The organism is Actinosynnema sp. NPDC037264 (assembly GCF_055603705.1).
Window position 1 is genome coordinate 199,022 of record NZ_JBVJVK010000004.1, and the last position, 24,035, is coordinate 223,056.

Below are 24,035 nucleotides of genomic sequence, written 5' to 3' on the forward strand. Positions count from 1 at the left end.
AGTGTCGCCACCCTGTGACAGAGTTGAGACCCTAAGTCTTGCTCAACCGCCTGGACTGGTGTGGTGATTCACACCTAGGTTTCCGCCATCGCTCAGGAACCCCTACTGGAGGACTGATGACCGCCGCCACTCCTGCACCGCCGATGATCCGGATGGCGGGCGTGGACAAGTTCTTCGGACCTCTGCACGTCCTCAAGGACGTCACGCTGGAGGTGCCGAAGGGGCAGGTCGTCGTCGTGCTCGGGCCGTCCGGTTCGGGCAAGTCCACGCTGTGCCGCACGATCAACCGGCTCGAGCCGATCGAGTCCGGCGTCATCGAGGTGGACGGCCAGGCGCTGCCCGCCGAGGGCAAGGAACTCGCCCGGTTGCGCGCCGACGTCGGCATGGTGTTCCAGTCGTTCAACCTGTTCGCCCACAAGAGCATCGTCGACAACGTGATGCTGGCCCCGCTGAAGGTCCGCAAGACCCCGGCGGCCGAGGCCCGCAAGACGGCCATGGAGCTGTTGGAGCGGGTCGGCATCGCGAACCAGGCGGAGAAGTACCCCGCCCAGCTCTCGGGCGGGCAGCAGCAGCGCGCGGCGATCGCCCGCGCCCTGGCGATGCGGCCCAAGGTGATGCTGTTCGACGAGCCGACCTCCGCGCTGGACCCCGAGATGGTCCAGGAGGTGCTGGACGTGATGACGACGCTGGCCAAGGAGGGCATGACCATGCTCGTGGTGACCCACGAGATGGGCTTCGCCCGCAAGGCCGCGGACCGCGTCATCTTCATGTCCGACGGCGAGGTCGTCGAGGACTCGACGCCGGAGGCGTTCTTCTCCGCGCCGAAGTCCAACCGCGCGAAGGACTTCCTTGGCAAGATCCTGACCCACTGAAGTCCCACGAACGCGGCGCTGAGCCTGGCGCCGCACTACCGAAGAAGAGCAGGAGAAGGACGATGAGGGTTCGCACCCTTGCGGTGGCGCTGCTGGCCGGCGGCCTCGCCCTGACCGCATGCGGCAAGGAGGGTGGCCCTGGCGACACGGGCACTGCCCCCTCCCAGCAGGTCGCCGCCGACGTGAAGGTCGACGGCTCGCCGACCTTCGACAAGATCAAGGCCCGTGGCCGCGTCATCGTCGGTGTCAAGGAGGACCAGCCCGGTCTGGGTTACAAGGACCCGACCAGCGGCAAGTTCACCGGCTTCGACATCGAGATCGCGAAGCTGGTCGCCGCCAAGCTCGGCTACGGCGACGACAAGATCGACTACAAGGCCATCCCCTCGGCCGGTCGCGAGCAGGCGCTGATCAACGGCGACGTGGACTACTACGTCGGCACCTACACGATCAACGCCAAGCGCAAGGAGCAGGTCGGGTTCGCCGGCCCGTACTTCACCGCCGGGCAGGACCTGCTGGTGAAGAAGGACGACAACACGATCACCGGCCCCGAGACCCTCAAGGGCAAGAAGGTCTGCTCGGTGACCGGCTCCACGCCGATCCAGAAGGTCAAGTCCGAGGGCCTGACCGAGCCGGAGAACATCGTCGAGCTCCAGACCTACTCGCTGTGCGTCGAGCAGCTGGAGCAGGGCGCGGTCGACGCCGTCACCACCGACGACGCGATCCTCAAGGGCTACGCCTCGCAGTCGCCGACCACGCTGAAGGTCGTCGGCAAGACGTTCTCGAACGAGCCGTACGGCATCGGCCTCCCTAAGGACGACAAGGCCCTGCGCACCAAGGTCAACGACATCCTGGATGAGGCCATCAACGGCGGCGCGTGGCAGGCGGCCTACGACGCCACCCTGGGCCAGTCGGGCTCGTCGGCCGACAAGCCCGTGATCGAACGCTACTGATCTCGTTCCCGCGGCCGGTCGTCGGTGTTCCGGCGGCCGGCCGCACCACACCCACCTAGCCGAGGAAGCCGATGGACGTCCTGCTCGACAACCTCGACCTGTACGGGCCCGGGTTCCTCAACACCGTTGAGCTGTTCCTGATCTCCGCGGTCGGGTCGCTGGTGTTGGGGACGATCCTGGCGATGCTGCGGGTCGCGCCGGTCCCCGTGCTGCGAGCCATGGGCACCGCCTACGTGACGATCGTCCGCAACACCCCGCTCACGCTCGTGTTCTTCTTCTTCGCCTTCGCGTTCCCGCTGCTCAAGATCGTGACCGCGGACACGTTCGGCGGTTCGGCGGCCAGCTTCTACTTCAGCGCCGCCCTCACCGCGCTGATCCTCTACACGGCGGCGTTCGTGTGCGAGGTCGTGCGGGCCGGCATCAACACCGTCCCGGTCGGCCAGGCGGAGGCCTCGCGCGCGCTCGGCCTGACGTTCGGCCAGATGCTCGGGTCCGTGGTGCTGCCGCAGGCCACCCGCGCGGTCGTGCCGCCGATGATGAGCACGATGATCGCCCTGCTGAAGAACACCACCATCGCGGCGGGCTTCTCGGTGTTCCAGGCGGGCTCCATCAGCGCCAACCTGTCCGAGCGCGGCGAGAACCAGCTGTTCGGCCTGCTCTGGGTCGCCGGCTTCTTCGTGGTGCTCGTGATCCCCATGACCCTGCTGCAACGCAGCCTTGAGAAGCGGTGGAGCATCGCCCGATGAGCTCGGTCCTGTTCGACGTCCCCGGGCCGCGGGCCCGGCTGCGCCACCGCCTCTACGCGGTGATCGGCACCCTCGTGCTGGTCGCGGGCATCGGCTTCGTGATCTACCGGTTCGCCGAGAGCGGCCAGTTCGAAGGCCGGAAGTGGTCCTGGCTCGAGTACAAGAACATCCAGCTGACCCTGGTCGACGCGCTGCTGAACACGCTCAAGGCGTTCGGCCTCGGCGCGGTGTTCGCCCTGCTCTTCGGCGCGATCTTCGCCGCCGGGCAGCTCTCCGACCACAAGGTCATCCGCGTGCCGTCGATGCTGGTCGTCGAGCTGTTCCGCGCGGTGCCGCTGGTCGTGCTGATCTTCGTCTTCCACTACGGCGTGTCGCTCGGCCCGCCGCTCTACTCGGTGGTGCTCGGCCTGACGCTCTACAACGGCTCGGTGCTCGCCGAGGTGTTCCGCGCAGGTGTGCTGTCGCTGCCGCGCGGGCAGAGCGAGGCGGCCTACGCGGTGGGCATGCGCAAGACCCAGGTGATGAGGCACGTGCTGCTGCCGCAGGCCGTGCGGGCGATGCTGCCGGCGATCATCAGCCAGCTGGTCGTGCTGCTGAAGGACACCGCGCTCGGCTTCCTCATCACCTACGACGAGCTGCTGGACTTCGCCCGCGACATCGGCAGCCAGTTCCAGTTCGGCCGGCCGCTGGTGCCCGTCACGATCATCGTGGCCGCGATCTACATCTCCATGTGCCTGCTGCTGACGTGGCTGGCGACGTACCTGGAGAAGCGCAGCCGGCGGGACAAGAAGGTCATCGAGCTGGAGAAGAAGCCGGCCGAGGACGTCGTCGCGGCGGCGGTCTGAGGGTGGCCGCGCTCGCGGCGTCCGGCGCGTTGTTCCTCGACGCGCTGGGCCGCGTGCTCGTGGTCGAACCGACCTACAAGGACCACTGGGAGATCCCCGGCGGTGCGGTCGAGCCGGGCGAGACGCCGCGCGAGGCGTGCGCCCGGGAGGTGCTGGAGGAGCTGGGCCTGGCCGTCGAGCCGGGCCCGCTGCTCGTCGTGGACTGGGCGCCGTCGGGGGAGCAGGAGCGGATCCTGTTCATCTTCGACGGCGGTTCGCTCGGCTCGGCCACCATCCGGCTGCAAGCCTCCGAGCTGCGCAGTTACCGCTACATCGAGCCCGCCGAGGTGCCGGACGCGCTGATACCCCGGCTGGCCAGGCGGGTGTCCGCCGCGCTCGACGCACGTGAGCGCGGCGTGACCCTCTACCTCGAACACGGGCTAGTAGCGCAGTAGCGCGCCCACGCCCTCCCGCAGCCCGGCGGCGTCGGTGACGACCACCTGCGCGCCGGTGGCGGCCGCGGCGGTGCCCAGCGCCTCGTCGGCCCGCTGCTCGCCGACGTGCTCGACGCCGAGGCCGCGCAGGTCCTTCTCCCGCAGCGCGAGCTGCGCCGGGTCGTCGCCGGAGAACACGGTGCGGTCGCCGAGCGCGGGGTCGGACACCAGCAGCGCGGCGACCTTCGCCTCGCGCAACGCCTCCACCACGGGCGCCAGGCCCTGCACCGCGCGTCCGTGCGGGCGGCCAGCCTCGGCGGTGAACTCCTCCACCACGTCGTTGTCCAGGTCGAACTGGTACTGGGCGACGAGCGACTGCACGGCGTGGTCGAACGCGGCGTCGTCCGCGCCCTCGGCCAGGGACGCGCCCTCCACCTCGATCAGCACGTCGCGGCACCGGGGGCTCAGCTCCTCGCGCACGTCGGCACGCGCCTGCACCTCGCCGCCCAGGACCAGCAGCCGGGCGTCCAGGTCCGTCACCAGCCGGTCGGCCTCGGCGGCCACCAGCGCGGCGTTGCGCTTGGTCGTCTCCTCGACGGCCTTCTGCAACCGCCGGTGCGACCAGCCGCCGCCGGGGACCTTGTGCAACGGGTGCTGCTCACCGCGCACCTGGTCGTGCACCTCGCCCGCGCGCTCACCGTGCCCGTCGTACCCGTGCAGGTCCGCGCCCGCCCGGTCGACCAGGACCACGACGTGCGGCACGGCGGGTTCCATCCAGGTGGCCAGCGGCAGCAGGTGCGGCCGGTCCGACCAGCGCGCCGTCTCCACGGCGGGCGGGCGCGGCAGCACCCGGTCCAGCAGCAGGGTGCCCCGTGCGGCGACGAGCGCCCGGCCGGACTTGCCCGGCACCGGCGTCAGCACCGCTTCCTGCAGCGCGTCCAGCGTCGCGTCGTCCGCGCCCTGCCGGGCCAGTTCCTCGCGCACCCCGCGCCAGCGCAGCTCCATGGCCTTGGCCGCGTCCTCGGTGTCGTGCGAGGCGTCCAGGTAGACCGACGCGAACGGGCCGCGTTGCCTGACCAGCTCTCCCAACGAAGACATGTCCATTGGCCTCGGCTACCCGATCGTGCGCCGCGTAACCTCAGGGGCATGGTGGACGAACCGGGTGCGATCACCAGGGTGCAGCAGAACGCCGTCGACCACCTGCTCAAGGTGGGCATCAGCGGGTTCGGGCCGTTCAAGGGCGCCCGGCAGATGGCAGTGGAGGCGCTGGACAAGGGGTTGACGCCGGAGGAGGCGATCAAGCACCTGATCCGGACGCACGTGGCGGCGGCCGGGGTGCAGGGCTTCGCCACGAACGTCGGCGGCCTGATCACGTTGCCGATCACCCTGCCCGCGAACCTGACCGCGTCCTACCTCGTGCAGACGCACCTGATCGCGTCGATCGCCGCCGTGCACGGGCACGACCTGGAGAGCGACGAGGTGCAGACGGCGATCCTCGTGTGCCTGCTGGGCAACGCGGGGACGGAGCTGCTGAAGAAGGCGGGCATCAAGGTGGGCTCCCGGCTCACCATGAACCTGATCGAGCGGATCCCCGCCCAGCTCATCCGCGAGGTCAACAAGCGCGTCGGCTTCACCCTCCTGGCCAAGTACGGCACCACCAAGGCGACCGTGACCCTGGCCAAGGGCGTGCCGCTGGTGGGCGGTGTCATCGGGGGCACGTTCGACGCCGTCACGACCCGCGCCGTGGGCGCCTTCGCCTCCCGCTTCTTCACCGAACGCGAGGAACCGCCCGCGGTCGTGGACGGCACCGTGATCGACGGCGAGATCGTCTCGATCGTCGACGGCCACGAGTAGCCGACCGCCGTACGATCTTCGGTGATTGGCCCAATGAACTGGCCTGGAGTTGGCCCTTAGTCTGGGCCAATCGGGCACCTAGCGTGACGTCCATGGGGACGACGAAGGTGCTCGCGATCGCTCAAGCAGCCAACTCGGTGGGTGACGGGGCGTTCTACGTCTGCTCCGCCCTCTACTTCACCCGGATCGTGGGCCTGTCGGCGACGCAGGTCGGCGTGGCGCTGACGGTGGCCTGGGCGGTCGGGGCGGTGGTCGGGGTGGGGTTGGGGCACTTCGCCGACCGGGTCGGGCCGAGGCGGGTGGCGGTCGGGTTGGCGGTCGTCACGGCGGGGGCGTTGGCGTCGTTCCTGGTGGTCCGCTCGTTCTGGGCGTTCGTGGTGGCCGCGTGCGTCTACGCGTGCGGGCAGTGCGGGTTGGCCGCCGCACGGCAGGCGTTGCTGGCGGGGTTGGTCGGGCCCGGGGAGCGGACGCGAGTGCGGGCCCTGCTGCAGTCCGTGGTCAACGGTGGGCTGGCGGTCGGCGCGGGGCTCGGCGGGGTGGCGTTGCACGTGGACACGGCGGCGGCGTACCTGGTGGTGTTCGCGGTGGACGCGGTCGGGTTCCTGGTCGCGGCGGTAGTGCTGCGCCGGGTGCCGGAGGTGGAGGCGGTCGCCACCACGGGACGGCTCGGTGTACTTCGGGACAGGCCGTACGCCCTGGTGACGTTGCTGAACTCGGTGTCGCTGCTCTACATGCCGATGCTGAGCCTGGTCGTGCCGCTGTGGGTCGCCGAACGCACCTCCGCCCCGAAGTGGGTCGTCAGCCTGCTCTTCGTGCTCAACACGGCTGCGGTGGTGGTGGGGCAGGTGCGGCTGGCGCGCGGTGTCACGGACCTGCGCACGGCGACGCGGTCGGTGCGGCGGGGTGGCGTGCTGTTGCTGGCGTCCTGCGTGGTGTTCGCCCTGTCCGCAGGTGTACCCGATTGGGTGGCCGTGGCGCTGCTCGTGGGTGCGGCGGGCATCCAGGTCGTCGGCGAGATGCGGCACGGCGCGGGCTCGTGGGAGATCGGGTTCGGCCTCGCGCCGGCCGACAAGCAGGGCCAGTACCAGGGGTTCTACGGCACGGGCACGGCCGTGGCGCGCACCGTCGGCCCGCTGCTCCTCACCACCCTCGTGCTGGGCGGGGGAGCGGTGGGCTGGCTCGTGCTCGGCGCGCTGTTCCTGGCCGCCGCGCTGGCCATGACGCCCGCCGTGGCGTGGTCCGAGCGGTCGCGGCGGAAAATGATTGGCGTCGCGGCGTGAACCAGGCTACGGTCATGACCATGTTCTTCCAGATCTACCTCTGAGGACTTCTTCCTCCAGCGCCGCACCGGCCTCGGGCCGTGCCGCGCCCTTCTCCTGGTGGCCTTAGCGGCTCTTCTCACGACCGTGTCGAACCACGGGTCGTAGCCCTTTGCACGCCTCGAACACCGAGGAGGCGAACGCATGCCCACCATGCGCAACGAACCGCCACACGACGACCAGCCGACCAACCGCGCCGCACGCCGCGGCGCCCGCGGCAACGGCGCGGTGCACCCGCGCTTCGGCGGTGGCCGAGCCGTCGTCAACCCGCGCCAGTACGCCATGCGGCGTCGCTGACCAGCGACATCGCCACACCCAGGAGGCAAACATGACCGATCAGGACGTTCCGCAGGCCGACGGCGGCGAGCAGGACCAGCCGGAGCAGCCCGCCGTTCCGCTCAACCGCGCGGCCCGCCGCGGTCACGCCCAGAAGAACGACGGCGTGAACAAGAACCCGGGCCGCCCGCACCAGAACACGTTCGTCGGACGGCGCGTGTTCCGGCGCACGAGCGGCGGCTGAGCGACGACGACCACCGGCACGCGACCGCTCGACTAGTCTCCGGTGCGCGATGAGCGCACACCTGGTGAGCCCGGAGCTGGTCGGGCGGTCGGCCGAACTCGGGCACCTCGCGGGCGCGTTCGACCACGCGCCCGCGACGGTGCTCGTCGGCGGTGAGGCGGGCGTCGGCAAGTCCCGGCTGCTCGACGACTTCACGTCGCGCCTGGACGCCACCGTGCTGCTCGGCGGATGCGTCGAGCTGGACGGGCTGCCGTTCGCGCCGTTCGTCGCGGCCCTGCGCGGTGTCGGGGTGACCGACTCCGAACGCGCCGACCTCGCGCCGCTGCTGCCGTCCTTCCACGGCGAGGCGACGGGCGACGAGGCGCGACCGAGGCTGTTCGAGGGCGTCGTGTCGTTGCTGGCCAGGCTTTCCGCGCCACGACCGGTGGTGCTCGTGGTCGAGGACGCGCACTGGCTCGACCGCTCCAGCCGCGACCTGCTCGACTTCCTGGTGCGCAACCAGCGCGCGGTGCCGCGGTCGTTGGTCGTGGTGACCTACCGCTCCGACGAACTCGGCGGACCGGTGCGGCCGTTGCTGGCCGAGCTGAGCCGGGTGCCGTGGGTGCGCCGGATCGAGCTGCCCCGGCTGTCCGCCCGCGACGTGCGGGCCCAGCTGCGCGGGATCCTCGGCGCGGAACCGGATCCGGTGGCCGCGAGCGCCGTGTTCCGGCGCAGCGAGGGCAACCCGCTGTTCGTCGAGGCGCTGGTGGACGGCGCGGCGGAGCTGTCGCTGGAGGAGTTGCTGCTCAGCCGGGTCGAACGGCTGGAGCCGGACGCCGTCGCCCTGGTGCGCGCCGCCGCCGTCGGTGGCCGACGTGTGTCCCACGAGATCCTGAGCGAAGTGCACGACGTCACGCCGATGCGGTCCATCGTGGACGGTGGCGTGATGGTGGTGGACGGTGACGGCTACGCGTTCCGGCACGCGTTGATCCGCGACGCGGTCTACCGGCGGCTGCTCCCCGGCGAACGGGTCGAGCTGCACGCGCGGTACGCCGCCGTGCTGCCGGGGTCCGCAGCCGCCGAGCTGGCGCACCACCGGTACGCGGCCGGTGACGTCGCGGGCGCGGTGTCCGCCGCGTGGGAGGCCGCCGGCCACGCCCGTCGCGCGTTGGCCTACGCCGAGCAGCTGGCCATGCTCGACCGCGTGTTGTCCTTGTGGGACAACGCGTCGCACCTCGGCGTCGACCGCCTCACCGTGCTGGAGGCGGCCGGCGAGGCGGCGAGCCGCGCGGGGGAGCACGAGCGCGGCGAGGAGCTGACCAGCGAGCTGCTGGCCCACCTCGACCCGGGGGCCGAGCGGATCCGGTACGCGGCAGTGTTGGAGCAACGCGGTCGGCTGCGCGCCCAGCTCGGGCGGCGGGGCGCGCTCGAAGACCACCGCGAGGCCGTGCGGCTCGCGCCCGAGGGGCACCCGATCCGCGGTTACCTGCTCAACTCGCTGGCCGCCCGGCTGATGGCGATCCCGCTCCCGGACGAGGCGCGCGAGGTCGCGGAAGAGGCGCTGGACGCGGCCCACCACGCCGGCGACGACCCGTCCGAGGCCGCCGCCCTGATCACCCTGGCCGTGCTGGACGCGCGGCTCGGCGACCTGGACGCGCAGCTGCCCCGGCTGCGCCGCGCGCGGGCCATCGCGGAGAACGTCGCCGCGCACCGCGTGCGGCTGCGCGCGCTGCACTGCGAGTCGTCGTTGTCCGAGGCGTACGGGCGGGTCGCGGAGGCCGAGGAGCTGGCCCGGCTGGGCCTGCGGACGGCCCGCGAGCTGGGGTTGGCCCGGTCCGCGGGCGCGTCGCACGCCGTGGACCTGACCAGGGCGTTGATCGCGGCGGGCCGGTGGGACGAGGCGCTGGAGTGCGTCGACCACGCCCTCGACCACGCGCCGCCGGCGGTCTACCACGCGCACCTGCTGTGCCTGGCGGGGTTCGTGGACGTGCGGCGCGGCCAGGTCGACCGGGCCGAGTGGGCGTTGACCAGGGCGCGGGAGCTGGCCGACGCGCCGTTCGTCCAGGACCCGCTGCAACTGCACCGGCTGGAGGCCGAGGTGCGGTGGGCGCAGGGCCGGGTGGACGAGGCGGCGGCCGTGGTGCGGGCCGCGTTCGCCCTGCCGCACGCGCGGATCGCGTCCCGGTTCTCCTGGCCGCTGGCCGCGTTGGGCGTGCGGCTCGGAGTGGCCGTGCCGGACCTGCCGGTGGCCGGGCCGGTGCAGGCCGCGTGGGCGTCGACGTGCCGGGGCGAGTGGCGGGCCGCGGTCGAGGCGTGGGAGGCGTTGGGCCAGCCCTTGTGGCACGCCGAGGCGTTGTTCGGGCTGGCCTCGGAGACCCGGGACGCCGAGGCGTTGCGGCGGGCGGCGGAGCTGGCCGAGGGGCTGGGCGCGACGCCGTTGCGCGACCGGGTCGCGGAGCTGGCGCGGCGGGCGCGGGTGACGTTGACGGGCGAGGGCGACTCGCACCGGGCCAGGTTCGGGTTGACCGCGCGCGAGGTGGAGATCCTGCGGCTGGTCACGGACGGCCTGGCCAACCGGGAGATCGCCGAACGGCTCTTCATCTCGGTGAAGACGGCGAGCGTGCACGTGTCGAACATCCTCGGCAAGCTCGGCGTGGCCAACCGGGTCGAGGCGGCGGCGACGGCGCACCGGCTGAGGCTGTTCGAATAGGGCTCGTGCCCGATGCCGCGCGGGGCGCCTTAGACCGACCGTTGACGGCATGGAGATCTTGGGGATCGCGGGGAGCCTCCGCGCGCAGTCGTTCAACCGGAGGCTGTTGGCCGCCGCACGGCACGAGCTGCCGGCCGGCGCGCGGTTGGCGTCGTGGGACGGGCTGGCGTCCGTGCCGCCGTTCGACGAGGACGCCGAGGACGGGCCGGTGCCGCCGCCGGTCGCGGCGTTGCGGGAGGCGGTCGCGTCGGCCACCGCGTTGCTGATCGCGACGCCGGAGTACAACGGGTCGGTCCCGGGGCAGTTGAAGAACGCGCTGGACTGGGCGTCCCGGCCGCGCGGCACGGGCGTGCTGACGGGCAAGCCGGTCGCCGTGGTCGGCGCGAGCCCCAGCCCGCACGGCGCGGCGTCGGCGCAGGAGGACCTGCGGAGGGTGCTGACCGCGGCCGGTGCGACGGTGATCGGCGCGCCGGTGGTGGTCGGGCACGCGTTCCGCCGGTTCGACGAGCACGACAGGTTGCTGGACCACGAGCTGCGCGCGGCGCTGGGCGGGGTGCTCGCCGAGCTGGTCGGCCGGGTGGCCGCGTGACCGCCGTCGTGGAGCGCACCCGCTGGAGCGCGGTGTGGGCGGTGTCGTCCGCGATCGTGCTGGGGGCGCTCGACCTCACCGCCGTGGCGGTGGCGTTGCCGGTGCTCGGGGCGGAGCTCGACGCCGGGCCCACGGTCACCCAGTGGGTCCTGCTGGCCTACAACATCCCGTTGATCGCGTTGAGCATCCCGGCCGGCAGGTGGCTGGACCGGGCCGGGCACCTGCCCGCGTTCCTGCTGGCGGTCGGCGGGTTCGGGGCGACCAGCCTGCTGATCGCGCTCGCGCCCAACGCCGCGGTGGTGTTGATCGGACGGGCCTTGCAGGGGGTGTTCAGCGCGTTGATCGGCGCACTGGCCATGCCGGTCATCGCGGCCAACGTGCGCCCGGAACACCGAGCGCGCGCGATGGGGATCGTGCTCACGCTGATCCCGTTGAGCGGCGTGGCCGGACCGGCGTTCGGCGGGGTGCTGACCGACCTGTTCGGCTGGCGGTCCGTCTTCCTGATCAACCTGCCGGTGGTGGCGCTCGCCGTGCTGGTCGGGCGGCGGGGGATCGCGACGGACGGGCGCGGGTTGCCGTGGCCGGGCGCGCGGCTGCTGGTCGAGTCGGCGGTGCTCGGTGCGCGGGTGGTGCGGCTGCCGTCGGTGGCGGCGCCCCTGGTGGCGATGGTGCTGATCGTGATCGGGGCCGGTGCGCTGCACTTCGCCGTGCCCTACGCGTTGGTGGACCTCCCGTCGCGCACGGTCGGGCTGGTGCTGCTGGCGTTCTCGGCGGGGATGGCGGTGCTGTCGCCGGTGGCGGGGGTCATCGCGGACCGGTACGGGTACCGGCTGGTCGCCGTGGTCGGCACGGCGGTGGCCTTGATCGGTACGGTCCTGCTGCTCCAGGCGGGTGACGACCCGTGGGACCTGGCGTGGCGGCTGGCGGTGGTCGGGATCGGGCACGGGCTGTTCGCCGGGCCGAACGCGGCGGCCGTCATGGCGCGGACGCCACCGGAGCTGATGGGCACCTCCGGAGGCGTGACGACGCTGGTCCGCACGGTCGGCTTCTCGGTCGGGCCGGCGTTGGGAGCGGCGCTCGGCGGGTTCCACCAGACCGTCGTGGTGCTGGTCGCGATCACCGCCGCGGGCGTCCTCGCGACGGTCGCGCGGGTCGGGACGACGTGACGGGGTCGTGCTCTCTTCGGGCGCGCGATCTGCCGATCACGTCCTCGGCGAACTAGCCTGAGCTGGGTAGCAACCGGGTCTGGCGGAGATCGGGAGGCGCCCATGAGGATCGCTGACGTGTTGCGCAACAAGGGTTCGGCCGTGGCCACGGTCGAGTCGAGAGCGTCGGTCGCGGAGCTCGTCGCCGCGCTGGCCGAGCACAACGTGGGCGCGATGGTCGTGCTCGGGCCCGGGGGCATCGCCGGGATCGTGTCCGAACGCGACGTCGTGCGGAAGCTGAACGACCGGGGCGGCGAGCTGCTGGCCGCGCCGGTGGCGGAGATCATGACCAGCGAGGTGCTCACCTGCACGCCGCGGGACTCGGTCGACAGCCTCACGGTGTTGATGACCGAGCGGCGCATCCGGCACGTGCCGGTGGTCGACGGCGGTGAGCTGGTCGGCATCGTGAGCATCGGCGACGTGGTGAAGAGCCGGATCAACCAGTTGCAGGAAGACCACGACCAGCTGACCGCGTACATCGTGCAGGGGTAGCCACCGGCCGCGCGGGCGTCCCCGGGTGTCCGCGCGGCCGCGTCGTCAGCTGTCGCGCCCGCGGTGGTAGTGCCGGCTGACCCTGGCCCGGTTGCCGCACGAGGGCTTGCACCACTCCTGCCGTGGGTGCGCCTTGACGAAGTACCGGATGCACCGGGGCGCGGGGCAGGCGCGCAGGTCGGCCCGCGTGCCGCCGGCCAGAAACTCGATCGCCGCGGTCGCCACCGCCGCCAGCAGGCGGTCGCCCTCGTCGGCCGAGTCCACGTAGCGCAGCCTCGGCTGATCGTCCCACTCCAACCGCGCCGCCCGCGGCGCCCGCGCGGCGGCGTCGTTGACGACCTCCAGCGCGCGTCCGACGTCCATCAGGTGCGGCGTGTCCAGGCGTTCGTCGGCCTGCGCGGCGTGCGCGAACAGCGACCGCACGGCCCAGCGCAGCTCGACCGCCCGCTGCCGCAGCGCCTCGTCCGCCCGCACCCCGGCCCACGCGGTGAAGCCCTCCGGCGTGGCCAGGTCGTCCACGAGCCCGCCGTGCCCGTCGTGCCGGACCGTGCCCGCGAACTCCAGAGCCAGTGCCACCTGGCCGAGTCTAGTGATAGGTTCCCTAACGGACTTGAGCGAATCAACCATTAGGGGGAACGTGTGACGATCCAGGCGAACGCGCTGGACGCCCACCGCAGGCTGGCCGCCGCGATCGAGGACCTGACCGACGAGCAGGTGGCGCAGCCGTCGGCGCTGCCCGGCTGGACCCGTGGCCACGTGCTGGTCCACCTGGCGAACGTCACGGTCGCGCTGGCGGGCCAAGCCGAGCACGAGGGCACGAAGGTCGAGCCCTACCCCGGTGGCCGACCCGCCCGGGACGCCGCGATCGAGGCGGGCGCCGGGCGTTCCGCGGCGGAGCACCGGGCCGCGATCGCCGACGCCGTCGCCCGGCTCACCAAGGCGTGGGACGACGTCCGGGACTGGGACACCCCGGTCTACTACCGCGACGGCACGCTGACCGGCACCGCCTACGGGGTCTGGCGCGAGGTCGAGATCCACCTGCGCGACCTCGACCTCGGCCCCGTCACCTGGTCGCCCGAGTTCTGCGAGCACGCCGTCGACTTCCTGTCCGCCCGCGTGCCCGACGGCGTCCGGCTCACCCTCCAGGCCCCGGAACGCCGGTGGAGGATCGGCGAGGGCGAGGACGTCACCCTGACCGGCTCGCTCACCGACCTGACCGCGTGGCTGGCGGGCCGCGAGCCGGCCGGGACGATCACCGGCGAGGCGCCCGAGCTCAAGCCCTGGCCGTAGCCCGGTCGGGCAGGTCCAGGCCGAACTCCTCGCGCAGCACCGTCTCCCGCTCCCCGGGCGTCAGGGTGCGCTTGACGACCGAGCCGTCCGGGCGCGTCTCGGTCAGCTCGAAGTCCTTGAGGTTGTGGCGGGCGTGGTCGTCGGTGCGCTGCGCCAGCAGTGGGCCGACGAACGAGGACGCCGGGTTCGTGGACATGTAGTAGTTCAGGATCCGGTAGTCGGCGGGCCCGCGCGGGTCCTCGGTGAAGTCGTACAGCGCGAACCAGTCGCCGGCCTGCAACGACCGGAGCGTCCACACGCCGTCGGCGTGGTCGAGCCGGAACGTCCAGTCGCCCTGCCGGGCGGACGCGCCGGCGGTCAGCGGCAGCGGCTCCAGCAGCCCGCCGCCGCCGAAGCCGACGTCGACCAGCCAGCGCCGGTCCACCCGCAGCACGGCGTGCGTGCGGGGGATGTCGCCCGTGCGGCCGAGCAGCACGCGGCCGGTCAGCCCGGTCACCTCGTAGCCGAGCCGGTCGAGCACGGCGGCGAACAGCAGGTTCTGCTCGAAGCAGTACCCGCCGCGCCGCCGTGCGACCAGCTTGCCCTGCAACGACGGCACGTCCAGCGCGATCGGCACGCCGTCGCGCACGTCGGCGTTCTCGAAGCTGATGGCCGCCAGGTGCGCGCGGTGCAGGCCGCGCAGCGTGCTCGCCCGGTCGGCGGCGGGGTCGGGGGTGAAGGCGACGCGGTCGAGGTACGCGTCGAGGTCGAGGAGTTCGCCATTCCACACCGGGCCAGGATGTCAGCCACGACACCGGTCCTGTCACGCTTCGGCCGCGCACGTCGTCCGAGGTGCATGAGCTTCCTCCGGATCGGACTGTGGTTCCTGGCCGCCGTGCAGGCGGGCGTCGGCGGCTGGGCGTTGCTCTCGCCGCAGGGCTTCTACGACGGCTTCCCGGCGCCCGGCCACCACTGGGTGGCGATGTTCCCGCCGTTCAACGAGCACCTGCTGCGCGACTTCGGCAGCCTCAACCTGGCGCTCGCGGTCGCGTTGGCGTTCGCCGCGGCCAACCTGCTCCTGGCCCGCGCCGTCCTGGTGTCCTACCTGGTGTTCGCCGTGCCGCACCTCGTCTTCCACCTGGGGCACCTCGACGACATGCCGGTGGTCGACCAGGTCGGCAACGTGGTGACGCTGGCGCTCGCGGTGGTCCTGCCCGTCGTCCTGCTCGTCGTCGACGCCCGACGCCCGGCCGCTGCTCCGCGACCGCAGGGCGGCTAAGTTCGAGTGATGCTGCACGAGATCGCCGAAGCCACCAGGGGCTTCCTCGACCTGCTCGACGACGGGCAGCGGGCGGTGGCGGTCCGGGACGTGGCCGACGACGACCTGCGCACGCGTTGGGCGTACACGCCGGGGCAGCGGCCGGGCCTCGGCTACGGCGACCTGGCCCGTGACCAGCGCAAAGCCGTGCACCGGCTGCTGTCGTGCGTGCTCAGCCCGCACGCCTACGCGCAGACCACGGCGATCATGGCGCTGGAGGACGTGCTCGACGACCGCGAAGGCGGCACCCGCGACCGGCACCAGGGCGACTACTGGACCGTGCTGCTCGGCGAGCCCGGCGACGAGCCGTGGGGCTGGCGGGTCGAGGGCCACCACCTGTCGGTGAGCGTGGTCGTGGCCGACGGGCGCGTGTCGGCGACGCCGTTCTTCCTCGGCGCGCACCCGGCCCGCACCACGTACCGGGGCCGCACGGTGCTCCAACCGCTGCGGCTGGAAGAGGAGCTGGCGCGCGAGCTGCTGGACCGGATGGGTCGCACGGCACGCGGGTTGGCCGTGGTCTCCGACACGCCGCCGCCGGACCTGAAGACCGGCAACGCGCGCCGGGTCGGCGACCTCGACCCCGTCGGCGTCACGCCCGCCCAGCTCGACCGCGCCTCACGCGGGCTCCTCGTCGGGCTGGTGCGGTACTACCTCGACCGGCTCACCGGTGACCTGGCCGACGAGGAGTTCGACGCGCTGGACCCCGACCGGCTGCACTTCTCGTGGGAGGGGTCGGACAAGCGCGGTGCGGGGCACTACTACCGGATCCAGGGGCCGGACCTGCTGATCGAGTACGACAACACGGACAACGACGCCAACCACGCGCACACGGTGTGGCGACGGCGGTCCGGCGACTTCGGCGAGGACCTGCTCGCGGCCCACCGCGCCTCGGTGAGGCACCCGTGACCCCAGAAGGAATGACTCCAGAAGAGGCGATCGCCGAGCAGGAGCGGCTGCGGCCCTCGGTGTCGACGGTGACCGATCCCGGGCTGGTGGTGCGGCACGTCGCCGGGCTCGACGTGTCCTACGCCGACGACGAACGGCTGGCGGCGGCGGTCGTGGTGCTGGACGCGGAGTCGTTGCGGACCGTGGACTCCGTCGTGGTGACGGGCAAGGCGGACTTCCCGTACGTGCCGGGGCTGTTCGCGTTCCGGGAGCTGCCGTCGTTGCTGGAGGCGGTGGGGAAGCTGACCGTGACGCCGGACCTGCTGGTGTGCGACGGGCAGGGGTTGGCGCACCCGCGGCGGTTCGGGCTGGCCTGCCACCTCGGGGTGGTGACCGGCCTGCCGAGTGTCGGCGTGGCCAAGACGCCGATGGGCCGGTTCGAGATGCCGGACGACGCGCGCGGCGCGCACACCGACCTCGTGGACGACGGGGAGGTCGTGGGACGGGCGTTGCGGACGCGGGACGGGGTGAAGCCGGTGTTCGTGTCCGTGGGTCACCGCATCGACCTCGACCGGGCGTGCGCCGAGGTGCTGCGGCTGTGCGTGACGCGGCTGCCGGAGACGACCCGGCGCGCGGACGCGCTGGGCCGGGCTCAGCTCAGGTAGGCCAGCTCCGGGTGCCGGCGGACGTAGGTGTCCAGCAGGCTCCTGGCGGTGGCGACCGAGTCGACCAGCGGGTGCAGGGCGAACGCCTTGAGCGCGGCCGGGCGCGTGCCCTCCATGATCAGCCGGTCCACGGCCTTGACCGACGTGACGAGGCCCGCCGCGTGGTCGGGCAGCGGGCTCACCGGCAGTGGACGCGCGCCCGCGGCGTCCACTTCGCACGGCACCTCGACGATCGCGTCGTCGTCCACTGTGGACAAGGTGGAGTTGTTGGGCACGTTGAGGATCAGCGTGGCGGTCTCGTTGTCCGCGATGGCGCGCATGAGCGCCATGGCCACGTGTTCGTAGCCACCGCCTTCGAGGCTGTCGCGCTCCCGTTCCTGAGCCATGTACGTCGCTTCACGCTCCAGCCGCGTGGTCTCCCAGTCCACGTCGCCGTCGTAGAAGCGTTTTTGTTGGTCGAGCAGGAACGCGCCTCGGTTGTCGCCCAACGCCTCACGCGTCGAGTAGTAGTAGTGCAGGTACTCGTTGGGGATCACGCCCAACGCGCGCAGCCACTCCGCGCCGAAGAGCCGGCCTTCCTCGAACCCCGCCAACGCCTCGTCGTCGTCCAGCAGGGTGGGCAGCAGGTTCTCCGTGCCCAGGTAGACGCCCTGCAGCCAGCCGAGGTGGTTCAGGCCCGCGTAGTCGAACGTCGGGTTCTCCAGGTCGAGCGCCTTGGCGACGCGGCGGCACAGGCCCAGCGGCGAGTCGCAGATGCCGATCACCCGTTCGCCCAGGTGGCGGGCCATGGTCTCGGTGATCAGCCCGGCCGGGTTGGTGAAGTTGACGACCCACGCGTGCGGCGCGAGCTCGGCGATGCGCCGGGCGATCGCGTCCGCCGCCGGCACGGTGCGCAGGCCGTACGCGATGCCGCCCGCGCCGACGGTCTCCTGCCCGAGGACGCCGTGCGCGTGCGCCACCTCCTCGTCGATCGCGCGTCCGGCCAGGCCGCCGACCCGGATCGCGGAGAACACGAAGTCCGCGCCGCGCAGCGCCTCGTCCAGGTCCGTGGTGGCGGTGACCGGCGGGCCGTCGCGCAGCACGTGGCGGATCGCGTTCAACCGGTGCGCGTCCACGTCGTGCAGCACGAGTTCGGTGATGTGCTCGTCCAGTGCCTTGTGCACGAGCGGCACGCGGAAGCCGCCGCCGCCCAGGATGACCAGCCTCATGCGTCCCATCCTGCCCCGGCGAGCAGCGCCACGAAGGCCGAGGCGAGCGGATCGGGCGTTTTGTGCCCGTACGCGACCAGCGTCCGCCGCACCGGGGGATCGGTGCGCAGGACCGTGCCGTCGAACGTCTCCGGCACGATGTTGCGCGGCACGAGCGCGGGCCCGAGCCCGGACGCGGCCAGCACGGGCGCCGCGGCGGTCTGCTCGGTGCGCACGGCCGCGCCCGGCTGGAAGCCGCGGTCCGCGCACGCCGCGTCGACCAGGTCCGCCAGGCCGTTGCCCGGCGCGTAGTGCACCCACCCGACGTCGGCGAGCTCGCGCAGGTCGATCGGCTCGCGGTGGTGCGTGTCGGGCGGCAGGACGATCACGAACTCCTCCACGCCGAGCCGCTGCGTGAAGCCGACCCAGTTCACCGGCTCGGGGCCGAGGGCGATGTCGGCCTGCCCGTCGGCCATCGCCTCCCGCAGCTCGTCGGCGTGGCGGTGCTCGAACAGGCGGATCCGGACGTCCGGGTGCTCGGCGCGCCAACGCCGGAGCACGACCGGCAGCACGCCGAGGGTGAGCGAGTAGAGCGTGGCCACGCGCAGTTCACCGCACTCCACGCCCGCCGTGCGTCGTGCGGCGGTGAGCGCGCGCTCCGCCTCGTCCAAGGCGGCACGGGCGTGGGGCAGCCAGGCGCGACCGGCGGGCGTGAGGCGGACGGCGCGGGGCAGCCGGTCGAGCAGCCGGGCGCCCACGGCCCGTTCGAGGGCCAGGATCTGGTGGGAGAGGGCGGGCTGGGTGACGTGCAGCAACTCGGCGGCGCGGGTGAAGGAGCCCTCGTCCACGACCGTGATCAGGTACTCGAACTGCCGCAACGTCATGACTTCAGCTTATGCGTTCCAGAAAGAACATGCCTTGGACTTATGAGGCCCGGTCATCCCATGATTGGTCCATGGCATTGACCGAACAGGCCCGCGCGGTGCTGGACAAGATCGCGGGCGCGCCACCGCTGGAGGAGCTGACCGTCTCCGAGGCACGCCGGGCGCAGTGGGGGTTCGTCGCGTTCCAGGGCCCGCGGGAGCCGGTCGCGCGCGTCGCGCACCTCTTCGTGCCCGGACCGACGGCCGACCTGCCCGCGCGGATCTACTACCCCGAGGGCGACGGGCCGTTCCCGGCGATCGTGTTCCTGCACGGCAGCGGCTGGGTGACGTGCAACCTCGACCTCTACGACGTGGCGCTGCGCGCGCTGGCCAACGCCACCGGGCACGCGGTGTTCGCGGTGAACTACCAGAAGGCGCCGGAGCACCCGTTCCCCGTGCCGCTGGACGACTCGTACGCGGCCACGGCGTGGCTGTTCGAGCACGCGGCGTCGGTGGACGTCGACCCGGCGCGGATCGGGGTCATGGGCGACAGCGCGGGCGGCAACCTCGCCGCCGCCGTGGCCCTGAAGGCCCGCGGCGCGCTCGACCTCGCGTTCCAGGTGCTGGTGGTGCCGGCGCTGGACGTCGACTTCACCACCCGGTCCTACGCGGAGCACGCGACGGGCTATGGGCTGTCGACCGCGACGATGCGGTGGTTCTGGTCGCACTACCTCGGTTCGACCCCCGTCTCCGAGCTCGCCGCGCCGTTGCGCGCGTCGGTGGACGGGCTGCCGCCCGCGTTCGTGGCCATCGCCGGGCACGACCCCGTGCGCGACGACGGCGAGCGGTACGCCGCCCGGTTGGCGGCGGCCGGCGTGCCGGTGCGGTTGCGGGAGTTCGAGGGCACGATCCACCCGTTCGTGCTGATGGACGGCGAGCTCGACGAGTACCGCGTGCTGCTGGGCGAACTGCGGACCTGGCTCGGTGCCCGGTGATGCCGCCCGCATTGCTCGCGCTGGCCGTCGGCGCGTTCGGCATCGGGACCACGGAGTTCGTGATCGTCGGCCTGTTGCCGCAGGTGGCGGGCGACCTGGGGGTCTCGATCCCGTCCGCCGGGCTGCTCGTGTCCGGCTACGCGCTCAGCGTGGTGGTCGGCGCGCCGCTGATCACGGCGGGCGGGTCGCGGCTGCCGCGCAAGCAGCTGCTGGTCGGCCTGATGGCGTTGTTCGTCCTGGGCAACCTGGTGTGCGCGGTGGCCGACGACTACGCGGTGCTGATGGTGGGCCGGGTCGTCGCCGCGCTGTGCCACGGCGCGTTCTTCGGCGTCGGGTCGGTGGTCGCGGCCGGGTTGGTCGCGCCGCAGCGGCGGGCGCGGGCGATCGCGATGATGTTCACTGGGCTGACCGTGGCGAACGTGCTCGGCGTGCCGGCGGGCACGGCGCTGGGCCAGGAGTTCGGGTGGCGGTCGACGTTCTGGGCGGTGACCGCGCTGGGCGTGCTCGGGCTGGTGGGGATCGTGGCGCTGGTGCCGCCGCAGCCCGCGTCGACCGGGCTGCGCGGCGAGCTGGCGGTGTTCCGGCGGCCGGGCGTGTGGCTGGCCCTGGTCACGACGGCGCTCGGGTTCGGCGCGGTGTTCGCGTCGTTCACCTACGTCGCGCCGATGATGACGGAGGTGGCGGGGTTCTCGCCGGGCGCGGTGACGTGGCTGCTGGTGCTGTTCGGGGTGGGGCTGTTCGTGGGGAACGTGGTGGGCGGGCGTGCGGCGGACCGTCGTCTGATGCCGAGCCTGTACGCGTTCCTGGGCGCGTTGGCGGTGGTGTTGGCGGTGTTCGCGTTCACCGCGCAGTGGGCCGTGCCGGCGGCGATCACGATCGCGGTGTTCGGCGTGTTCGGGTTCGCGACCGTGGCGCCGTTGCAGGCCAGGGTGTTGGAGCAGGCGTCGGGCGCGCCCGCGCTGGCGTCGGCGGCGAACATCGCCGCGTTCAACCTCGGCAACGCGGCGGGCGCGTGGCTGGGCGGCGCGGCGATCGACGCCGGGTTCGGCTACACCGCGCCCAACTGGGTGGGCGCGGCGCTGGCGCTGGCCGGTCTCGGGGTCGCGGTGGCGAGCGGTGTCAGTGACCGAGCGCGTCGATCTCGGCCAGCAGTGACCGCTTGAGGTCCTCGGAGGCGAAACTGGCCCGCACCCCGGTGCGGGCCAGTTCGGCGAGCTCGCCGCGGCCCAGGCCGAACACCTCGTGGCACAGCAGGTACTCGCGGTCCAGGTCGGTGTGGAACATGCCGGGGTCGTCCGTGGCCAGGGTGACCGGCACGCCCGCGTCGAGCAGCCTCGGCAACGGGTGGTCCTCCAGGTCCTTGACGGCGCCCGTGCGGAGGTTCGAGGTCGGGCAGACCTCCAGGGTGATCCGCTCGTCGGCCAGCCGGCGCAGCAGCTCGGGGTCGCGCGCCGCGTTGACGCCGTGGCCGATCCGCTCGGCGTGCAGCTCGTCCAGCGCTTCCCGGACCTGGTCCGGGCCGGTGGTCTCGCCCGCGTGCGGCACGCAGTGCAGGCCCGCGTCCCGGGCGACGGTGAACGCCTCGCGGAACGCCCGCCGGGGCGCGTCCGCCTCGAACCCGCCGAGCCCGAAGCCGACGGTGCCCGGCGGCCGGTGCGTGACGGCGTACTTCGCGCTGGTCAGGCCGAAGTCCCGGTCCCACAGGCCGGGGATGTCGAACACCCACGCCAGCTCGACGCCGTGCTCGGCCAACGCCTGCTCGCGGCTGGTGGTCAGCGCCTCGTCCAGCTCCTCCGGCGCGATGCCCGCGCGCAGGTGGCTGGTCGCGCTCACGGTCACCTCGGCGTAGCGGACGTTGCGCTGCGCCTGCTCCTCGGCCAGGCCCAGCACCAGCGCGGCGACGTCGTCGCCCGTGGTGACCAGGTCGTTCACCGCGGCGTAGACGTCGATGAAGTGGCCGAAGCCGGTGAACTCGTAGAACCGGAGCAGCTCCGGCTCGTCGGTCGGGACGCCGTGCCCGGCGTGCCGGCGGGCGAGGGTGAGGACGGTGGCGGGGGAGGCTGACCCGACGAGGTGGACGTGCAACTCCACTTTGGGCAGCGCGGCGATGAAGTCAAGCATGGCCCGGGGGAGTCTGCACAGGTCTCCGGCGCTGGTCAAGGGGCCGTTCGTCGGGTCTTCGATTGATGTCCACTGTGGACTTCCGGAACCCTTGACAGGGGTTGGGGCGCGGGGGAGGGTCACCGGCAAACCTGTCCTACACATGATGGGGGTTCGGTCGTGAAGGGTGCACGGAGAGCCGCGGTGCTCGCCGCTCTGGTGACGTTGCCGCTGGGGCTGACGCCCGCGGTGGCCGGCGCCGTCGCGGAAGGCCCGGTGTTCGTCGGTGGCGAGGCGCAACCCGTCTTCGACCCGAAGGACGTGGTCCGCGAGAGCGTCTGGGTGCGCGCGCCGGTCGACAGCGACCGCGACGGCCAGGACGACGAGGTCTACACCGAGGTGGTGCGCCAGAAGGCCACCGACCGCGGGCTGAAGGTGCCGGTGGTGTTCTTCAACAGCCCGTACTTCTCCGGCGGCAACGACGTGGCCAACCACGACGTGGACGTGGAGCTGTACGTGCCGAACCGGCGCGGCGGGTACGACAAGCGGGACGGTTCGCTGCTCAAGGCCGAGGCGGACGAGCGGATCACCGCCGCCGTCGGGCCCAACCCGGCGCCGATCCGGTCCGGCCGCTACGAGGACTACTTCGTCTCGCGCGGCTTCGCCATGGTGTACGCCGAGTCGCTCGGCACCGGCAAGTCGACCGGCTGCCCCACCTCGGGCGGCCACAACGAGACCGTGGGCTCGAAGTCCGTGGTCGACTGGCTCAACGGCCGCACCACCGCGCGTGACGCGGCGGGGGCGCCGGTCATGGCGGGCTGGACCACCGGCAAGGTCGCGATGATGGGCGTGTCCTACAACGGCACCCTGCCCAACGCCGTGGCGGCCACCGGGGTCGAGGGCCTGGAGGCCATCGTGCCCATCGCGGCCATCTCGAGCTGGTACGACTACTACCGGGCCGACGGCGCGGTGGTCGCGCCCGGCACGTTCCAGGGCGAGGACCTGGACGTGCTCGCGGAGTACGTCTACACGCGCGAGGACCGGGAGGTCTGCAAGCCGGTCATCGCCGACGTGGCGGCCCGGCAGGACCGCGTGACCGGCGACTACAGCGAGTTCTGGGACGAGCGCAACTACGTCAAGGACGCGTCGAAGGTGCGGGCCGCGGTCCTGGCCGTGCACGGGCTGAGCGACTGGAACGTCAAGGTCAAGCACGTCGCGCAGTGGTACGACGCGCTGCGGCGGCACGGCGTGGAGCACAAGATCTGGCTGCACCAGTCCGGGCACACCGACCCGGACACGCTGCGGTCGGTCGAGTGGCGGCGCACGATCAACCGCTGGTTCAGCCACTACCTGTACGGCGTCGACAACGGCATCGAGCGCGAGCCCAAGGCGACGATCCAGCGCGAGGACAAGACCACGTGGGTGGACGAGGCCGACTGGCCCGCTCCCGGCACGTCGACCGCCCGGGTGTACCCGTGGGCGGGCGGCACGGCCAAGGGCGCGCTGCGGTTCGCGTCCGTGCCCGGCAACGCGGTGGTCGAGACGTTGCGCGACGACTCGTCCAAGCTCGCCGAGGACCTGATCGACCTGCCCACCTCCGGCAACCGACTGTCGTACACGACGGGGCCGACCTCCACGCCGCTCCGGTTCTCCGGCGTGGCCCGGGTCGACCTGGCGATCTCGTTCGACCGGCCGGCGGCCAACGTGACCGCGCTGCTGGTGGACCGGGCGCCGGACGGCACGTCGCACGTGATCACGCGCGGGTGGACCGACCCGCAGAACCGGGTGTCGCCGTCGCGGACCAAGCCGATCGAGCCGGGCAAGCAGTACCGGGTCGAGGTCGAGCTGGAGCCGAACGACTACGTGGTCCCGTCTGGTCACCGCGTCGAGTTCGTGCTGATCTCTTCTGACCACGACTACACGCTGCGGCCGGACCCGGGCGCGGGGCTGTCGATCGACCTGACGTCGACGGTCGTGGAACTCCCCGTGGTCGGGGGCCTCGCCGCGTTGCGCCGATCGGTTGGTTAGAAAGTAATTTACGTAGCGTCTACTTGGAAAGTCTTCCACTAACAGGTGCGGCTGTGGTCGGATCGGCGCGACAGTCGTCAAGGAGGTGGCAGATGAGCCGAACCCGACGCGCTTGGGCCACGGCACTGGTGGGGGGGGGGGGGGGGGGGGGGGGGGGAGAGGGGGGGGGGGGGGGGGGGGGGGGGGGGGGGGGGGGGGCTGTGGGGCAACAGGGGTGTTGGTGCAGACAAG

Annotated in this window: 26 protein-coding genes; 20 read left to right on the top strand and 6 right to left on the bottom strand. The window is 72.4% G+C overall.

Annotated features, from left to right (window positions below; all coding sequences use genetic code 11):
- The first annotated feature begins 143 nt into the window (after positions 1–143).
- The 5 genes from ACZ7GX_RS07245 to ACZ7GX_RS07265 all read left to right on the top strand — a co-directional run bounded on the left by ACZ7GX_RS07245 (position 144) and on the right by ACZ7GX_RS07265 (position 3,847).
- Positions 144–872, top strand: coding sequence for an amino acid ABC transporter ATP-binding protein (locus tag ACZ7GX_RS07245; RefSeq protein WP_498774092.1), 729 nt, complete (start codon positions 144–146; stop codon positions 870–872).
- A 62-nt stretch (positions 873–934) separates the two neighbouring features.
- Positions 935–1,822: a glutamate ABC transporter substrate-binding protein gene (locus ACZ7GX_RS07250; protein ID WP_498773825.1), complete on the top strand. Its 888-nt coding sequence runs from the start codon at positions 935–937 to the stop codon at positions 1,820–1,822.
- A gap of 71 nt (positions 1,823–1,893) precedes the next feature.
- Positions 1,894–2,568 (top strand): amino acid ABC transporter permease, encoded by a 675-nt coding sequence (locus tag ACZ7GX_RS07255; protein WP_498773827.1) that lies wholly within the window; start codon positions 1,894–1,896, stop codon positions 2,566–2,568.
- Positions 2,565–3,413 (top strand): amino acid ABC transporter permease, encoded by an 849-nt coding sequence (locus ACZ7GX_RS07260; RefSeq protein ID WP_498773829.1) that lies wholly within the window; start codon positions 2,565–2,567, stop codon positions 3,411–3,413. The genes ACZ7GX_RS07255 and ACZ7GX_RS07260 overlap by 4 nt, the downstream gene beginning before the upstream one ends.
- 2 nt (positions 3,414–3,415) lie before the next feature.
- A complete protein-coding gene (locus ACZ7GX_RS07265; protein ID WP_498773831.1) occupies positions 3,416–3,847 on the top strand; it encodes an NUDIX domain-containing protein in 432 nt (143 codons plus the stop codon).
- On the opposite strand, the gene ACZ7GX_RS07270 is transcribed toward ACZ7GX_RS07265, so the two are convergent.
- On the bottom strand, positions 3,833–4,924 hold the full coding sequence (locus ACZ7GX_RS07270) for an Rv2629 family ribosome hibernation factor (protein ID WP_498773833.1): 1,092 nt from the start codon (positions 4,922–4,924) through the stop codon (positions 3,833–3,835). The genes ACZ7GX_RS07265 and ACZ7GX_RS07270 overlap by 15 nt on opposite strands.
- A 48-nt stretch (positions 4,925–4,972) precedes the next feature.
- On the opposite strand from ACZ7GX_RS07270, the gene ACZ7GX_RS07275 reads away from it, so the two are divergent.
- The 8 genes from ACZ7GX_RS07275 to ACZ7GX_RS07310 all read left to right on the top strand — a co-directional run bounded on the left by ACZ7GX_RS07275 (position 4,973) and on the right by ACZ7GX_RS07310 (position 12,494).
- Positions 4,973–5,680 carry an EcsC family protein gene (locus tag ACZ7GX_RS07275; RefSeq protein ID WP_498773835.1) on the top strand — a complete coding sequence of 236 codons (708 nt, stop codon included), beginning with the start codon at positions 4,973–4,975 and terminating at the stop codon, positions 5,678–5,680.
- A 92-nt stretch (positions 5,681–5,772) separates the two neighbouring features.
- On the top strand, positions 5,773–6,960 hold the full coding sequence (locus ACZ7GX_RS07280; RefSeq protein WP_498773837.1) for an MFS transporter: 1,188 nt from the start codon (positions 5,773–5,775) through the stop codon (positions 6,958–6,960).
- Between the two features lie 183 nt (positions 6,961–7,143).
- Positions 7,144–7,296, top strand: coding sequence for a hypothetical protein (locus ACZ7GX_RS07285; RefSeq protein ID WP_498773839.1), 153 nt, complete (start codon positions 7,144–7,146; stop codon positions 7,294–7,296).
- Positions 7,297–7,327: 31 nt separating this feature from the next.
- Complete coding sequence (locus tag ACZ7GX_RS07290) at positions 7,328–7,519, top strand: hypothetical protein (RefSeq protein WP_498773841.1); 192 nt, start codon at positions 7,328–7,330, stop codon at positions 7,517–7,519.
- 49 nt (positions 7,520–7,568) lie between these two features.
- A complete protein-coding gene (locus ACZ7GX_RS07295; RefSeq protein WP_498773843.1) occupies positions 7,569–10,208 on the top strand; it encodes an ATP-binding protein in 2,640 nt (879 codons plus the stop codon).
- Positions 10,209–10,257: 49 nt separating this feature from the next.
- On the top strand, positions 10,258–10,797 hold the full coding sequence (locus ACZ7GX_RS07300) for an NADPH-dependent FMN reductase (protein WP_498773845.1): 540 nt from the start codon (positions 10,258–10,260) through the stop codon (positions 10,795–10,797).
- On the top strand, positions 10,794–11,963 hold the full coding sequence (locus tag ACZ7GX_RS07305; protein WP_498773847.1) for an MFS transporter: 1,170 nt from the start codon (positions 10,794–10,796) through the stop codon (positions 11,961–11,963). The genes ACZ7GX_RS07300 and ACZ7GX_RS07305 overlap by 4 nt, the downstream gene beginning before the upstream one ends.
- A gap of 102 nt (positions 11,964–12,065) precedes the next feature.
- On the top strand, positions 12,066–12,494 hold the full coding sequence (locus ACZ7GX_RS07310; protein ID WP_498773849.1) for a CBS domain-containing protein: 429 nt from the start codon (positions 12,066–12,068) through the stop codon (positions 12,492–12,494).
- Positions 12,495–12,539: 45 nt separating this feature from the next.
- Here ACZ7GX_RS07310 and ACZ7GX_RS07315 read toward each other — a convergent pair whose 3' ends face one another.
- On the bottom strand, positions 12,540–13,070 hold the full coding sequence (locus ACZ7GX_RS07315) for a CGNR zinc finger domain-containing protein (protein ID WP_498773851.1): 531 nt from the start codon (positions 13,068–13,070) through the stop codon (positions 12,540–12,542).
- Positions 13,071–13,133: 63 nt separating this feature from the next.
- Between ACZ7GX_RS07315 and ACZ7GX_RS07320 the strand changes: the two genes are divergently transcribed.
- Positions 13,134–13,784 carry a maleylpyruvate isomerase family mycothiol-dependent enzyme gene (locus ACZ7GX_RS07320; protein WP_498773853.1) on the top strand — a complete coding sequence of 217 codons (651 nt, stop codon included), beginning with the start codon at positions 13,134–13,136 and terminating at the stop codon, positions 13,782–13,784.
- Here ACZ7GX_RS07320 and ACZ7GX_RS07325 read toward each other — a convergent pair.
- A complete protein-coding gene (locus tag ACZ7GX_RS07325; protein ID WP_498773855.1) occupies positions 13,768–14,553 on the bottom strand; it encodes an arylamine N-acetyltransferase family protein in 786 nt (261 codons plus the stop codon). The two genes, ACZ7GX_RS07320 and ACZ7GX_RS07325, sit on opposite strands and share 17 nt — an antisense overlap.
- A 66-nt stretch (positions 14,554–14,619) precedes the next feature.
- On the opposite strand from ACZ7GX_RS07325, the gene ACZ7GX_RS07330 reads away from it, so the two are divergent.
- From ACZ7GX_RS07330 to ACZ7GX_RS07340, 3 genes are read left to right on the top strand one after another with little or no spacing between them, the layout of a single operon-like run.
- On the top strand, positions 14,620–15,042 hold the full coding sequence (locus ACZ7GX_RS07330; protein WP_498773857.1) for a hypothetical protein: 423 nt from the start codon (positions 14,620–14,622) through the stop codon (positions 15,040–15,042).
- A gap of 9 nt (positions 15,043–15,051) precedes the next feature.
- Positions 15,052–15,987, top strand: a complete 936-nt coding sequence (locus tag ACZ7GX_RS07335; protein WP_498773859.1) for a DUF3500 domain-containing protein — start codon at positions 15,052–15,054, stop codon at positions 15,985–15,987.
- An 11-nt stretch (positions 15,988–15,998) separates the two neighbouring features.
- A complete protein-coding gene (locus ACZ7GX_RS07340) occupies positions 15,999–16,631 on the top strand; it encodes an endonuclease V (RefSeq protein ID WP_498773861.1) in 633 nt (210 codons plus the stop codon).
- On the opposite strand, the gene ACZ7GX_RS07345 is transcribed toward ACZ7GX_RS07340, so the two are convergent.
- Both ACZ7GX_RS07345 and ACZ7GX_RS07350 read right to left on the bottom strand, forming a co-directional pair.
- Positions 16,619–17,839, bottom strand: a complete 1,221-nt coding sequence (locus tag ACZ7GX_RS07345; RefSeq protein ID WP_498773863.1) for a family 4 glycosyl hydrolase — start codon at positions 17,837–17,839, stop codon at positions 16,619–16,621. The genes ACZ7GX_RS07340 and ACZ7GX_RS07345 overlap by 13 nt on opposite strands.
- Positions 17,836–18,702 carry a LysR family transcriptional regulator gene (locus tag ACZ7GX_RS07350; RefSeq protein WP_498773865.1) on the bottom strand — a complete coding sequence of 289 codons (867 nt, stop codon included), beginning with the start codon at positions 18,700–18,702 and terminating at the stop codon, positions 17,836–17,838. The genes ACZ7GX_RS07345 and ACZ7GX_RS07350 overlap by 4 nt, the downstream gene beginning before the upstream one ends.
- A 71-nt stretch (positions 18,703–18,773) precedes the next feature.
- Here ACZ7GX_RS07350 and ACZ7GX_RS07355 point away from each other — a divergent pair, with 71 nt between their 5' ends.
- Both ACZ7GX_RS07355 and ACZ7GX_RS07360 read left to right on the top strand, forming a co-directional pair.
- Positions 18,774–19,676, top strand: a complete 903-nt coding sequence (locus tag ACZ7GX_RS07355; protein ID WP_498773867.1) for an alpha/beta hydrolase — start codon at positions 18,774–18,776, stop codon at positions 19,674–19,676.
- Complete coding sequence (locus ACZ7GX_RS07360) at positions 19,676–20,839, top strand: MFS transporter (protein WP_498773869.1); 1,164 nt, start codon at positions 19,676–19,678, stop codon at positions 20,837–20,839. Before ACZ7GX_RS07355 ends, ACZ7GX_RS07360 begins: the two co-directional genes overlap by 1 nt.
- Here ACZ7GX_RS07360 and add read toward each other — a convergent pair.
- Positions 20,796–21,797 carry an adenosine deaminase gene (add, locus tag ACZ7GX_RS07365; RefSeq protein WP_498773871.1) on the bottom strand — a complete coding sequence of 334 codons (1,002 nt, stop codon included), beginning with the start codon at positions 21,795–21,797 and terminating at the stop codon, positions 20,796–20,798. The two genes, ACZ7GX_RS07360 and add, sit on opposite strands and share 44 nt — an antisense overlap.
- A 159-nt stretch (positions 21,798–21,956) precedes the next feature.
- Between add and ACZ7GX_RS07370 the strand changes: the two genes are divergently transcribed.
- Entirely contained in the window at positions 21,957–23,804 is a 1,848-nt protein-coding gene (locus tag ACZ7GX_RS07370; RefSeq protein ID WP_498773873.1) for a Xaa-Pro dipeptidyl-peptidase, read from the top strand.
- Positions 23,805–24,035: the final 231 nt, after the last annotated feature.